A 14,346-nucleotide genomic window follows, 5' to 3' on the forward strand; every position below is an offset into this window, starting at 1 on the left:
TGCTGATTGTAAGCAGGAAACAATAAGCAAAGGCATGATCAATAATTGCTTAAGCTTCCGGCTTCTTTTTGCCTAATTTACTGTTTTTTCTTCTTTAAAAGTACTTCATCGATAAAAACCCGGCGGCTTACCGCTTCGTAGCTTTCCGTTTCTCCGAGTTCTACCAGATTGTTTCCATTGGATATTCTCATGGAATAGTTGGCAAGATTCCCGGTTCTCTTACAGATGGCATGTACCTTTGTTACATACTCGGCAGTAGCCATAAGATTAGGCATCGGCCCGAACGGCCTTCCTAAAAAGTCCATGTCCAGACCGGCAATAACCACACGGATGCCACTGTCTGCCAATTGATTGGCTACATCTACAATGCCTTCATCAAAAAACTGTGCTTCATCAATTCCTACCACATCACAATTGGAAGCCAGCAAAATAATTTCATTAGGATTTTCTACCGGTGTACTTCGTATCTTATTTTGATTGTGAGAAATCACATCTTCTTCAGAATACCGTGTATCCAGTTTCGGTTTAAAAATCTCCACATTCTGCCCCGCCATTTCTGCCCTTCTCAGCCTTCTGATCAACTCTTCGGTTTTTCCGGAAAACATTGAGCCACAAATAACTTCCATCCAACCGCTTTGTTTGGAATGATTAATTGTATTTTCTAAAAACATTTGTTAAATTAGCCGTATATTTTTAACATCAAAAGTAAGCAATTTTTTAACAAGATTCTTATATGCAAAACATCCAAGATTTAAAGGAAAAGATTTTTTTTGAATCCAAGAATATGATCGCTATTCTGGATAAAATAAGCAATGTAGACGAATTACTTTCCCGGCATGATCTTGTGGATGATCTTGCCAACAGAATCTCATTCCTAAAGTTGCTTGAAAAAAATATAGAAGATTTCGGAAATGAAAATTTTTCTTCGGTAGAAAGAAATGACGAAAACTTTTCGTCTGAACCATTTTTAGAAACCAATCATGAAGTAGTTGAAGAAGAAGCGATTTTTAACAATCAGCTTAATGAAATTGGCGAAAATGAAGAATATTCTAATAATCAGGTTACTGAAGAAGAAGCGATTTTCAATAATCAGCTCAACGAAATCGTTGAAGAAGAACTTCATGAAACTTTGGTGAACTTTGTTGAAGAAAATACAACATCAGAAATTGCTATAACCGATGAATCCGATAATTTTTTGGAAACAAACAAGGATATTTTCATAGAGCAGCTGGAGGAAATTGATGAGCAGGAAATTCCTGATGATGCACTGAATTTTGTAGATGAAGAAAGGATATTAGCCAATTCTGAGCCTGAAAGTGATGACGATATTGATGAAGGAATGTTCAGCAGGGAAAATACAGAAGAAGAAGCTGTTTTTAATAATCAACTGAATGAAATTGATGAATTTGAAAACGAAATTTCTGATGATCAGGGAAATGTAAGTGATTTTGATGAAGAAGAAAATATCCGGAACCGTTTTGATACCGATGTTAAAAATGAAAGGCAGGAAATTACAGAAACAATTCCGAGTATTTTTGATACGGAGCCTATTGATGAAGACCTGCTGATTGAAGAAAATGAAGACGATTTTTCGGTTTCAGAAGCTATGATTGAGCATGGAGAGATGGCTTCCGATACCACAAATGTAGAAAGTATTGTAACAGAAATAAAACACGAAGCAGCTATTGAAGAAAAACAGGAAACAATACTGGCAGAGATTAATGACCGAAGAAAGATTGTTGATATAGACAGACCTGCTTCCGAAACAGAGAAAGATAAACCGGCCTCTGATGAAAGCTTTGAAAATCTGGAAGCGTATCAGCAGGAAAAAAAAATAAAACTGGCCCACATCAAGGGTTTAAAGGCTGTACAGAGTCTTTTTGATGATGATCATCTGGAAAGAGCTCTTCCATCTGAAAAAATAATACCACCTACGGAAAAGAAAGAAGATACGGGAAGCATTTTAAAAACAATTATTCCGACAGATTTTATGGAAGCGGAAAAGAAAAAGCCCGAGTTTAAACTGGATTTAAATGATCGTATTGCTTTTACAAAAACACTTTTCGGAGGAAGCCAGTCTGAACTGAATGAGGTGGTAAATAATCTGAATAGCTTCAGAACACTGGAAGAGGCAAAAGAGTATCTTAGCGATCTTTATTATGCCAAAAAATGGAGTAAGGTGGATGAATATGCCCAAAGACTCTGGATATTGGTCGAAAACAAATTTTTATAACGTAATTTTGAGCGGAATTCTATATTTTGTTCCCACACCCATCGGGAACCTGGAAGATATGACCTACAGAGCAGTAAATGTGCTGAAAGAGGTGGATTATATACTATGTGAAGATACGAGAACTTCCGGAATTCTTCTGAAGCATTTCGAGATTTCCAAGCCTTTAAAATCTTATCATCTCCATAACGAACATCAGACAACCGATAAGGTAATCACAGATCTTAAAAGCGGTCAGAATATTGCCATTATTACCGATGCAGGAACTCCCGGAATTTCGGATCCCGGCTATTTACTGGCAAAAGCAGGTGCCCATCATCATATTGATATGATCTGCCTTCCAGGGGCAACAGCTTTTGTTCCGGCTTTGGTAGTTTCCGGATTGCCGAATAATGAATTTCTTTTCGCTGGGTTTCTGCCCCAGAAAAAAGGGAGACAGACCAAGCTGAAGCAGCTGGCTGAAGAAAAAAAGACCATCGTTCTCTACGAAAGTCCTCATAAAATCAATACAACGCTTGAGCAGATCAAAGAATTCTTCGGGGAAAATACAAAAGTAAGCCTGAGCAGAGAAATTTCAAAGAAATTCGAAGAAACCAAACGCGGAACAATTATTGAACTCATTGAATTTTCTAAAAGCAAAACCTTAAAAGGTGAGATCGTTCTCATCGTAAATAATTCCATTTAATTGAAAAAGCTAATTTTCGTACTGTTTTCGTCGGTTTGCCTCGGACAGACGGATCAGTATAAACAGATACTTTTAACAAAAAAGCTGGGCAAAGAAGTGCGTTCCTACACCAAAGGTTACGGAATGATCACCGATGCCAAGACCGGAACCTCCGGAATTGTAGATTCTTTAGGCAATATTACTTTTAATTATCCCTTTAAAAGCGAGATTTCAAGGCTCTGGAAAGACAGGTTTATCCTTAAGGTTAAATCAGGAAATTCCACAGGAAAAACAGCGCTTATTGATGAAAAAGGAAAAGAACTTATTCCTTTAGACAGCTTCAGGTTTCGAACCTGGGAGAATAAAGACCGATTGATCTACACCAAACAGGGAAGGGAATGTGTGTATGATTTTAACGGAAAAGAAATTATTCCTTTTTCTGAAAAAATAGAATTCGGCAGTGAAAACAGGTTTTTTGTGAAGAAAGGAGATGTATGGATGATTTATGACTTCGACGGGAAACAGGTTTCAGACAGAACATTTTCAACAGATCTCCGCTTTTATAAAGGACGTACTTATATATCTACCGGAGAGAATTCCGGAGAAATTATTGATAATAACGGTAAAACTCTGACGGTCATTAACAACCATAATGTTGACAATATCAATGCTTTTCCTTTTCTCGTAACTCTTGATGCTTCCAAAAACCGATACGGTATTATTGATGAGAAAGAAAACCTCATTGCTGATGAAATTTATGATCAGGCTTTTGTCGGACGGGAATATATTTACCTTACAAAGGATGATAAAGTAAGTCTTTTTTCAAAGAAGGAAAAGATGGTATATCATCTTGATTACCATTATGTAAACCCGATTTTTAACGGTTTGTTTAAAACTTCTCAGGATCAGTATAATCCTAAAGCTGCCGTTGTGCGCCTAACAGGGGAAATTGTCTTTCCCAAAGAATATGACAGGATAGAAGGGCTTACTATTGCCGGAGAAAAATACATATATCTTCGAAAGAATGATGAGGAAACTATAGTAGATAAAAATTTAAAAAATATTTTAAAAGAAGACTACGAGATTGAAAAAATATTTCCCAACACAATTATTGTAAGTAAAGATAATGCTTACTACAGTTTCTCACCAAAGGATGGGCAATACATCGAATTAAAAGGTTTTAAAGAAATTAAGCCTTTGGAAATGTACCCAATGCTGATAGGGAAGAATGTAGATAATTTCTACGGAATACTTAGCGGGGAGGGTAAAGAAATCGTTCCATTTATCTATGATGACATTATTACTTTTTCGGGAGCCAATGAGTTTATTGTAAAAAAAGATAACAAATACGGGGTTACCAATCATAAGAATGAACCTTTGGCAGAGGTTATTTTTGATAGATATATTCAGGACAAAAAAGGCATAAAGCTTGTCAAAGGAAAGGAATTACAATTTATCTATTTTAGTGAGCAAAATGAAAGGAATTTTATTGAATAATTATGATTATGATAAAAAACAGATAATAATTTCTCCTAAAAATAAAATTTAAAATGCAATAAATAACATTTTGTAATATCTTTGCGCACTGTTTTATCTCTATAAATAAATAATGTATATTAGCCGACTTTCAAAAAGCTAATAAGTTATAAAGAAAATAATTGTCATATATGAAACTATTAGAAGGAAAAGTAGCGCTAATCACGGGAGCTACAAGAGGAATCGGAAAAGGAATCGCTGAAATGTATGCTCAACAGGGCGCAAAAATCGCTTTTACCTATGCCGGATCTGTTGACAAAGCTAAGGAATTAGAAGCAACTTTAAGTTCTGTAACTCAAATTAAAGGATACCAGTCTGATGCATCGGATTTCGATGCTGCTCAAACATTGGTAGACGAAGTACTCAATGAATTTGGAAAAATTGATATCCTGATCAATAATGCCGGGATTACAAAAGATAATCTGCTGTTGAGAATGTCTAAAGAAGACTGGGATATGGTAATCAAAGTAAATCTTGATTCTGTTTTTAATCTTACAAAGGCAGTAATCAAACCGATGATGAAAGCAAAGGAAGGATCCATCATTAATATGACTTCAGTAGTAGGAATCAGCGGAAATGCAGGACAGGCCAACTACGCTGCCTCAAAAGCCGGTGTTATAGGATTTACAAAGTCTGTAGCGCTTGAATTGGGCTCCAGAAATATCCGTTGTAATGCTATTGCTCCGGGCTTTATCCAGACTGAAATGACAGATGCTTTAGACGATAAAGCAAAAGACAAATGGAACGATGCTATCCCTATGAAAAAGTTGGGGCAAACGAAAGATATTGCAAATGCCTGTGTATTTTTAGGAAGTGAAATGGCTTCATACATCACAGGTCAGACACTGAATGTAGACGGCGGTTTATTAACATAAAAAATGAAGTCAGTATATTATATTACTGCATTTTTATCAATTATACTTATCATCGGTCTGGTATACATAGCTTTTTTCAATGTATATCAGACCGATGATTATATTTATGCATACACAACCAAGAAATTCGGTATTCTTGGAAATATGCAGGAATTTTATATGAATTGGGGAGGACGGTATTTCGGATATACTTATAATATGTTTGTTCCCCTTTCAGATGATCCTGAAAATATTTTACCTAAAATATATCCTGTTTTTCTTATCCTTTCTTTTATAGGGATTTCAACATTGAATTTTAAAGAGTTTTTTAAGTATTCCTGGCTTCAGGCGATTATTAAAGCCTTCGTTTTATTTTTCTTTTATACTGTTATTTTAACGAACATTTCAGAGCATTTCTTTTGGTTTACCGGATCCAATGTTTATTTTTTACCTGTTATTTTGTCCGGATTTTTATTGATCTTCTTCAAAAAATATAACGATACAGGTAAAGCGGGGTGGTATAGTTTAATATTGGTAATGATTTTTATTTTAATGGGTTCCAATGAAATTCTCGCACTGATTTTACTCGGTATTATAGTATATCTAAATACTCAGGATGGATCAATCAAAACGAGAATAATGTTAATTGTGGCATTATCGGGGATTTTAATCTCATTTCTTGCACCCGGAAATTTTCTGAGAATGGCAGAATCTGAAGATGCCTTTTATTTAAAATGGGTAAAAAGAATACTATATTTTGGAGCTGATACAACGTATATTGTCATTAAAACCGCTATTTTAATTCCATTATTTATTAAGGTTTTTGAAAAAGAGCTAGCCGAAATCGCTCGCAGATATTATTTCAAAAAGCTAATAATAATCTGGTTGATTTCTTTTTTGCCCTTACTGTTCTTAGGATTTATTATGAACAGTATCGGAAGACAGTTTGAGAATATTATCTTTTTCTGGCTGCTAAGTTCATCGGTGATAGTATATATGAGGTTTGGGGAGATCAAAAAATTCTGGATTTTCAGTATGGCTATTATTTTACTGCCGCAAACAGATTTTTTTCCCGAAAAGTATAAGAATTTTAATCTCAGTTTTAATATAAATAATATTGCTAAAGAGGTATTATACACAGATTTAAAAGCCTATGACAGTGAAATAAGCGAAAGAATTCATACTTTGAAAACAACATCATCGGATTCTGTTGTTGTAGATAAAATAAAAACAGTGCCTATCGTGTTATATTTTGATGAAATGACATCAGTAAATGAGCCAAGAGATTATGTAAGCATGCAGCTGGAAAAATATTTTAACAAAAAATACATCAGGACGAAATAATATTTATTTTTCTCCGAGAATTTTATCATAAAACTGTTTTACCTGAAGATCTCCAAACCCGAAAATTCCCAGTTCATTTCGAAATTTTTCAAAAACAGCATTGAAATTCATCGTTCCGTTATGCATTAAATCTCTGACAAAAGTTTCAGGATTAACATTCTGATAAACACGGATCAGTTCTCTCAAAAAATGAAAACAGTCTGATTCATGCCGAGAAAGTTGCTTTAATTTATTTCTGTCATTATTTTGAAAAGCTTTCCATAAATCGCATCCCAGATCAATGTCTTTCTGATGAAATAAAATTTTCGACTTCCATGCCTCCTGCAAATCCACATCATTTGAATCTGAAAATCCTTCCCACTTGTTTTCTGATGAATTTTTTGGAAAAACTCTGTATATTTTTATATTTCTCCACTTTGGAACCAAAGTCAGGCAAAACCACATGTTGACCTGACAAAAGAGATCATCTTCAAACCAGAGATTAACTTCAGAATTTTCGGGGATATTTTTAATCTTTTCAAATTCCGAAACAACCTTATGGTAATAATCTTCCTTTTCACCAAAATAATTTTTGGAGATAAATCCTGATCTGATATCCCACAATTTATTTATAGTCTCAGCTTGTATAGGGCCAGCAACTAAAGCTTCTCTGCAGATTATTATCTCGCCTGAAATTGTTGTCTGTTTTAACTTTTCGGCGAGATAATCTCCATTTGTTATATTAAATATTTTATTCACTTTTACTCCTTAAATACCTGGTTTTCCTGCTCCTGAACTCTAATAAAAGTAGTTCTCTTAGACAGCTCTTTCAGCGTCGAAGCACCTACATACGTACAGGTAGACCGCACTCCGCCCAAAATATCTTTCACCGTTTCCGAAACCGGACCTTTATAAGGGACTTTTACGGTTTTACCTTCCGAGGCACGATATTCTGCAACACCTCCGGAATGTTTATCCATCGCTGTTTTAGAACTCATTCCGTAGAAAAGTCGGTATTTTTTACCATTTTCTTCCACGATTTCACCGCCACTTTCGTCATGACCCGCAAACATTCCTCCTAACATGACAAAATCTGCTCCGCCGCCAAAGGCTTTGGCTACATCTCCGGGAACTTTACAGCCGCCGTCTGCAATAATGTGTCCCTTTAATCCGTGGGCTGCATCCGAGCATTCAATAATCGCCGAAAGCTGCGGATATCCGACACCCGTTTTTACCCGTGTTGTACAGACAGATCCCGGACCGATGCCTACTTTTATAATATCTGCACCTACCAGAAGAAGCTCTTCTACCATTTCTCCGGTAACTACATTACCGGCAATGATGATTTTATCGGGAAAATTAGCTCTTGCTTTCTTCACAAATTCAACAAAATGCTCCGAATAGCCATTGGCTACATCAATACAAAGAAACTCTATTTTTGGGTGCTTTTCGAGGATGGTCCGGATTTTTTCTTCATCCGACTTACCGGTACCGGTGCTTAAAGCAATATACTGATGAATATTTTCAGGCTGTGAATCCAGAAATGCAGTCCATTCTTCAGGAGTATAATGCTTGTGGATAGCGGTAATGATTTTCTCCTTCGCAAGCTCAACAGCCATCTCAAAAGTTCCCACTGTATCCATATTGGCGGCAATGATGGGAACACCGCTCCATTTTTTTTGGGTATGCCTGAAAGTGAACTCTCTTTCCAGATCAACTTCCGAACGGGATTTCAAGGTGGAACGTTTCGGGCGAAACATGACATCTTTAAAACCCAGTTTTATATCATATTCTATTCTCATAATTTGGAAAATTTTATATTTAAATAAAAATAGGAAAAAGATTGATAGGATTTTTTAAACTAAACATTTTATAAATAATTTAACTTCAATTCCGGATGCAGGCTATATTTAATCACCTTACTATAAAAAAGTGATCTGACTTCTAATTTAAAATGATACTTTTGGAATCATGGATTTTCCTGTAACCTTTCATATTTTCGGCAAAGATATTTTACTTCATCCCATCACAGAAACCATAGGAATTTTTGTAGGTATGCGCTATTACACTTTTTCAAAAAGAAATGATAAAGAAAAATTCAGCAATGTCAATTCTTTGTTGATTCTTATTGCTGCAACTCTTGGGGCTTTGATCGGGTCACATCTCATTGGCTCATTAGAGAGACCGGATGATCTTATAAAGGCTTCAGATACATGGATGTATATCTGGCTGAACAACACCATTGTAGGAGGTTTGGCCGGTGGTCTTATAGGAGTTGAGATCATGAAGAAAATCATCGGTAAAAAAGAAAGCACAGGAGATAGGATGGTCTATCCGTTAATTGTTGCTATGTTTATTGGCAGAATTGGCTGTTTTTGTACGGGAATTTATGAAGAAACTTACGGATTACCAACAAGTTCGATGCTTGGAATGGATCTGGGAGATCATATCAATAGACATCCTGTTGCTTTATACGAAATGATATTCTTATTGATATTGTTTATTTCTTTGAAATATTTTCAGAGAAATTATGCATATAAATCCGGAGTTTTATTTCAGATTTTTATGCTTTTTTATTTCTCGTTCAGATTTCTTCTTGATTTTATTAAACCGACATACAATATTATTTTAGGATTAAGCACCATACAATTGGTATGTATTTCAATTATCATTTATTATATTTATCTATTAAAAAAGAACAGACATGAAATTATTAGAAGTAGGTAACTTAGGAGGGCAGCTCGCTGGATTCGGATTGCTCTTTCTTATCGCAGGAATCATTATTATAGCTATTTCGATAGTAGCAATTCTGATTTCGGGAATCATGTCCGCTTCAAACAAGGAAAAGAAATATAATTTTAAAGCACCTTTAATGGGAATTCTGATAGGTGTCTTAACTTTTATTGCAGGAGGTTGCATTTGCGGCTTTAATTTATAAAAATCAATATGCCAGTAAGAAACTATACCTATTACGACTATACTATCAGCCTCTGCCCGGAGTGCCTGAAAAGAGTAGGCGCAAAGATCATTATTGAAGATGAAGCGGTTTTCATGACTAAAAGATGTCCCGATCACGGATTTTTCAAAACAAAAATTGCTTCTGATGTGCAGTATTATAAAAATATCAGAAATTATAATAAAGCTTCAGAGATGCCGGTTCATTTCGGAACGGATGTAGAATATGGCTGTCCTTACGATTGTGGTTTATGTGTTGATCATGAACAACATAGCTGCCTGTCCATTGTAGAAGTAACAGACCGTTGCAACCTTACCTGTCCTACCTGTTATGCCATGTCATCGCCGCACTACGGTAGCCACAGAAGCCTGGAGGAGATTGAGGCGATGTTCGATATTATCGTTAAAAATGAAGGCGAACCGGATGTTGTGCAGATCAGTGGAGGGGAGCCAACCATTCATCCTGAGTTTTTTAAAATCATGGATATTGCGAAATCGAAACCTATCAAACATTTAATGTTGAATACCAATGGTGTAAGAATTGCCAATGACCCTGGTTTTGCTGAAAAGCTTGCAACCTATGCACCGGAATTTGAGATTTATCTTCAGTTTGATTCTTTTAAACCAGAAGTTCTGGAAGATTTTAGAGGAAAAGACCTTACCGATGTCAGGATGAAAGCTTTGGAGAAATTAAATGCCTTAAACCTCTCCACAACACTTGTTATTGTACTTCAGAAAGGGAAGAATATTGATGAAATCGGAAAAATTATTGATTTTGCATTAAAACAAAAATGTGTCCGCGGAATCACCTTTCAGCCCGTAGAAATTGCCGGAAGAAACCGTGATGACTCTGCACATGAGAAAATTACCCTGACGGAAGTGAGACAGGAGATTTTAAACCAGTTTCCGCTTCTGAATTCTGATGATATTATTCCGGTTCCATGTAATCCTGATGCTTTGGCGATGGGCTATATTCTGAAACTGGAAGGCGAAACAATTCCTTTAACGCGATACATCAATCCTGCGGATCTTCTGAATAATGAGACAAAAAATACCATTGTTTATGAGCAGGATACTGGCCTTCAGATGCAGCTGCTGGATATTTTCAGTACCGGAATTTCTGTGGATAAAGTAAAACCGAAGGTCAACCAGCTATTATGCTGTCTTCCTGAAGTTGCTGCACCGAATCTGGACTATGACAACCTGTTCAGAATTATCATTATGAACTTTATGGATGCGCACGATTTTGATGTGCGGGCCGTAAAGAAATCCTGCGTTCATATCGTCAACAAAGACCTGAAAATGATTCCTTTTGAAACCATGAATCTATTTTATCGGGATGATAAAAAGAAATATCTGGAAGAGCTAAGGAAGAAGGATAGAGTTTTATTTTAATTTTTCTTCACAGATTTATACAAATTTTGACAGCTATTTATGAATTAATATGACATAGGGAAATGGAGCGTTAAGAAAATTAATTCTATGAACGTCAAAAAATTCTACTGTTTGAGCGCGAGATAACTGTTTGAACCGAAGAACAAATCTTAAATTCGCGCGAGTTTTAGAATTTTTAGAGAATAGAATTAATTTTTAGCGAAAGTTCCCAAGTCTTGAACTTTTCGTTCTTTTGTTTCAAGACAAAAGGACAAAAAATAAGGCGTAAATTGTTTACGCCTCAATATTTAGATTTAATCAAACTTCATCACCTCACTTAGCGTATTCATATACTCATACGCCGTAAGGTCGAATTTTACCGGAACAATGGAAATGTAGCCGTTCGCAAGAGCTGTTTCGTCCGCATCTTCAGATTCATCCATATTATTGAAATATCCGGTAAGCCAGTAATATTTTTTACCGTGGGGATTTACCCTTTCATCAAAGCTTTCTTCCCATTTGGCATGAGCCTGCTTGCAGACTTTTACTCCTTTTATTTCTTCCTTTGAAAGTTTCGGGATATTTACATTTAAAACAACACCTTTAGGCATTGGGTTTTCCAGGGTTCTTTTAACAATATTCTGAATATATTCTTTTGCCTGTGTAAAATCTGCTTCCCAGCTGAAATCCAGCAACGAAAATCCGATCGCCGGAAGATTCTCTACACCTGCTTCTACCGCTGCAGACATCGTCCCGGAATAAATAACATTGATAGACGAATTGGCCCCGTGATTGATCCCCGAAACTACAATATCCGGTCTTCTCGGTAATATCTTATCAAGCGCCATCTTAACACAGTCTACCGGTGTCCCGCTGCATGAAAAATCCTTTTGAGGGCCTTCCAGATGTACTTCTTCGTAACTTAGGGTAGAATTGATGGTAATCGCATGACCTTTACCGCTTTGTGGAGAGTTGGGTGCTACAACAACTACTTCTCCGATTTCGTTCATAAAACTTACAAGATTTCTGATACCAGGTGCCGTAATCCCGTCGTCATTAGTAACCAGAATAAGTGGTCTTTCCATATTAAAATTTAATTTTAACAAAAATACTTAAAACTAATCGATATTTGTAAAGAAGGTATTAAATTTGATAATTTGTAACAGTAAATCAAAAATTACTACTCATTAAAATACTTTTATAAAAAAATTAATAAAATACATTACCGATTTATGTGGAAAAATTTTAAGCTAAATAAATTTTTACTCCTCATTCCATTAACAAGTCTAATGTTTTGTTTCAACTCGCCTAAAAATGATGACGAAAAGATGCAGACGATAATGGTGAGCGTAAAAAACACACTTTCTTATTTACATTACAGTCCAAAACCTATTAACGATGCGTATTCCAAAGATGTTTACAAGCATTATTTCGAATTGGTAGATCCGGGTAAAAGATACTTCCTGCAGTCGGATATGGATGAATTTGCAAAGCACGAAACCAAGCTTGATGATTATATTAACCTGGGAGATCTTACTTTTTACAAACTTACGGTCGACAGATTATACCAGCGTGCCGATGAAATTGATAAAATGACGCAGGATATTTTCAGCAAGCCGATTGATCTTAAAGAAGATGAATCGCTGATTCTTGAGCCGAAACTTAAAAAATCCCCTGTAAACAAACAGGAGATGTATAATGAGTGGAAAAAATTCATTAAATACAATATTCTTCAGGAAATTGAATCTATGAACAGCAAAGAGGAAGCGCAGAAGGAAAAGAAAGATTCTGTTCAGAAATACAAGCTGAAAGATACGATCAAGTACCAACCTATTGCACCGGATCAGAAGATTAAGAAGGCAACCGATGAGGTAAAAGATCTTGTAAAAGAAACATTCACCAGATTCAAGAAAAGAAAGAAAATGGATTGGTTTACCGTGTATATGAACGCTTACACCGAGGTTTTCGATCCGCACACCAACTATTATTCACCAAAAGATAAAGAAGACTTCGATACCAACTTTACAGGAAAGGTAATCGGGATCGGTGCCATTATCCAGGAGAAAAAAGGAAATCTGTATCTGGGAGCCTTAACGATTGGTGCTCCGGCATGGAAATCCAAACAGCTTTCTGAGGGAGATAAAATTCTAAAAGTAAAATCCAAACCGAAGGAAGACGCCGTAAATGTTGTAGGAATGCTTTCCGATGAAGCGGTACGATTGATCAGAGGAGAAAAAGGAACACCGGTAACGTTAACTGTTCAGAAAAAAGACGGAACGATTAAAGACGTAACGATGATCCGTGAAGAGGTTGCGATTGAAGATACATTCGCAAGAAGTATTGTCATCAATTCTCCAAACGGTAAAAAATATGGTTTCATTAATTTGCCGAGCTTCAACGCAGATTTTGAAAATCCAAACGGAAGAAATGCCTCAGACGATATCAAAAATGAAATCATTAAGCTGAAACAGCAGAATATCGAAGGGATTGTTCTGGATCTTAGAAACAATGGAGGAGGATCTCTTACGGAAGTAGGCGATATCATGGGACTTTTCATGGATGCAGGACCTTATGTTCAGGTAAAAGACGGAAACGGAAAAATCCAGACCCTTAAAAACAAGCAGGAAGCACCGATCTGGACAGGACCATTAGTAATTATGCAAAATGAACTCTCTGCATCTGCATCTGAAATTCTTGCAGGGGTAATGCAGGATTACGGAAGAGCAATGATTATCGGATCTCCGCAGTCATTCGGAAAAGGAACGGTACAGACTTTCGTGGACCTGAACAGATTCTTAAATACAGAAGACGATTTCGGATCTCTAAAGCTTACGATTCAGAAATTTTACAGAATTACCGGTGAATCTACCCAGAGAAAAGGGATTGTTTCCGATATTGAAATGAAAGATTTCTTTACCTATGCCGAAGTGGGAGAAAGATATGACGACTATGCTTTAGCTTGGGATAAAATTCCTTCTACCAACTTCCAGAAGCTTAATTATTTCAACATTCAGGCTCTGGAAAAAGCAAGTGCGGACAGAATGGCGAAAAATGCCAAATACCAATTGTTACTGGAATCTGCACAATGGAGAGAAAAGCTGGATAAAGAAGAAACAATTACGCTGAATATCGATAAGTTTAATGAGCTTACCAAACAGAGAAAAGCACAGATTGAAAAATTCAAATCTTTAAATAAATTTGAAAACGGACTTCAGTTTTCTATGTATCCTAATGAAATAGAAAGAGAGAAAAAAGATGAAGCATTCAAAAAGAAATCTGAAATCTGGATCAAAAATCTTAAAAAAGACCTTTATCTTCAGGAAGCCATGAACATCATTGGAGATATGAATGTAAAGTCTTAAAATAACAATTATCTTGAATCGGCAAGACCGTAACAAGAAACAAAAAAA

13 protein-coding genes are annotated in these 14,346 nt (G+C 36.0%); 9 read left to right on the plus strand and 4 right to left on the minus strand.

Features of this window, described 5'->3' with window-relative positions:
- Positions 1-77: 77 nt before the first annotated feature.
- Positions 78-671 carry a thymidine kinase gene (locus HHL20_RS13305; RefSeq protein ID WP_169231662.1) on the minus strand — a complete coding sequence of 198 codons (594 nt, stop codon included), beginning with the start codon at positions 669-671 and terminating at the stop codon, positions 78-80.
- A 62-nt stretch (positions 672-733) separates the two neighbouring features.
- Between HHL20_RS13305 and HHL20_RS13310 the strand changes: the two genes are divergently transcribed.
- From HHL20_RS13310 to HHL20_RS13330, 5 genes are all read left to right on the plus strand, one after another.
- Positions 734-2,233 (plus strand): ring-infected erythrocyte surface antigen domain-containing protein, encoded by a 1,500-nt coding sequence (locus HHL20_RS13310; protein WP_169231663.1) that lies wholly within the window; start codon positions 734-736, stop codon positions 2,231-2,233.
- A 7-nt stretch (positions 2,234-2,240) separates the two neighbouring features.
- Complete coding sequence (gene rsmI / locus HHL20_RS13315; RefSeq protein WP_169231664.1) at positions 2,241-2,915, plus strand: 16S rRNA (cytidine(1402)-2'-O)-methyltransferase; 675 nt, start codon at positions 2,241-2,243, stop codon at positions 2,913-2,915.
- Positions 2,916-4,391: a WG repeat-containing protein gene (locus HHL20_RS13320; RefSeq protein WP_169231665.1), complete on the plus strand. Its 1,476-nt coding sequence runs from the start codon at positions 2,916-2,918 to the stop codon at positions 4,389-4,391.
- A gap of 170 nt (positions 4,392-4,561) precedes the next feature.
- Positions 4,562-5,305, plus strand: a complete 744-nt coding sequence (gene fabG, locus HHL20_RS13325; protein WP_169231666.1) for a 3-oxoacyl-[acyl-carrier-protein] reductase — start codon at positions 4,562-4,564, stop codon at positions 5,303-5,305.
- A 3-nt stretch (positions 5,306-5,308) separates the two neighbouring features.
- The gene (locus tag HHL20_RS13330) at positions 5,309-6,628 is read left to right on the plus strand and encodes a DUF6056 family protein (protein WP_169231667.1); all 1,320 of its coding nucleotides are present in this window, start codon (positions 5,309-5,311) and stop codon (positions 6,626-6,628) included.
- 3 nt (positions 6,629-6,631) lie between these two features.
- On the opposite strand, the gene HHL20_RS13335 is transcribed toward HHL20_RS13330, so the two are convergent.
- Complete coding sequence (locus HHL20_RS13335; RefSeq protein WP_169231668.1) at positions 6,632-7,366, minus strand: DUF1835 domain-containing protein; 735 nt, start codon at positions 7,364-7,366, stop codon at positions 6,632-6,634.
- 2 nt (positions 7,367-7,368) lie between these two features.
- The gene (locus tag HHL20_RS13340) at positions 7,369-8,409 is read right to left on the minus strand and encodes a GMP reductase (RefSeq protein ID WP_169231669.1); all 1,041 of its coding nucleotides are present in this window, start codon (positions 8,407-8,409) and stop codon (positions 7,369-7,371) included.
- A gap of 169 nt (positions 8,410-8,578) precedes the next feature.
- Here HHL20_RS13340 and HHL20_RS13345 point away from each other — a divergent pair, with 169 nt between their 5' ends.
- Genes HHL20_RS13345 through HHL20_RS13355 form a run of 3 tightly spaced genes read left to right on the plus strand, consistent with a single transcriptional unit; the run spans position 8,579 to position 10,957 of the window.
- Positions 8,579-9,334, plus strand: a complete 756-nt coding sequence (locus HHL20_RS13345) for a prolipoprotein diacylglyceryl transferase (protein WP_185194819.1) — start codon at positions 8,579-8,581, stop codon at positions 9,332-9,334.
- Positions 9,312-9,545, plus strand: coding sequence for a hypothetical protein (locus HHL20_RS13350; protein ID WP_169231670.1), 234 nt, complete (start codon positions 9,312-9,314; stop codon positions 9,543-9,545). The genes HHL20_RS13345 and HHL20_RS13350 overlap by 23 nt, the downstream gene beginning before the upstream one ends.
- 8 nt (positions 9,546-9,553) lie before the next feature.
- Positions 9,554-10,957 carry a radical SAM protein gene (locus HHL20_RS13355; RefSeq protein ID WP_169231671.1) on the plus strand — a complete coding sequence of 468 codons (1,404 nt, stop codon included), beginning with the start codon at positions 9,554-9,556 and terminating at the stop codon, positions 10,955-10,957.
- Between the two features lie 293 nt (positions 10,958-11,250).
- On the opposite strand, the gene surE is transcribed toward HHL20_RS13355, so the two are convergent.
- On the minus strand, positions 11,251-12,021 hold the full coding sequence (gene surE / locus HHL20_RS13360; RefSeq protein ID WP_169231672.1) for a 5'/3'-nucleotidase SurE: 771 nt from the start codon (positions 12,019-12,021) through the stop codon (positions 11,251-11,253).
- Positions 12,022-12,168: 147 nt separating this feature from the next.
- Between surE and HHL20_RS13365 the strand changes: the two genes are divergently transcribed.
- Positions 12,169-14,298, plus strand: coding sequence for a carboxy terminal-processing peptidase (locus HHL20_RS13365; RefSeq protein WP_169231673.1), 2,130 nt, complete (start codon positions 12,169-12,171; stop codon positions 14,296-14,298).
- The last annotated feature ends 48 nt before the right edge of the window (positions 14,299-14,346 follow it).

It is taken from the genome of Chryseobacterium cheonjiense, from assembly GCF_012927265.1.
In the GTDB taxonomy this organism is placed as follows: Bacteria; Bacteroidota; Bacteroidia; order Flavobacteriales; family Weeksellaceae; genus Chryseobacterium; species Chryseobacterium cheonjiense.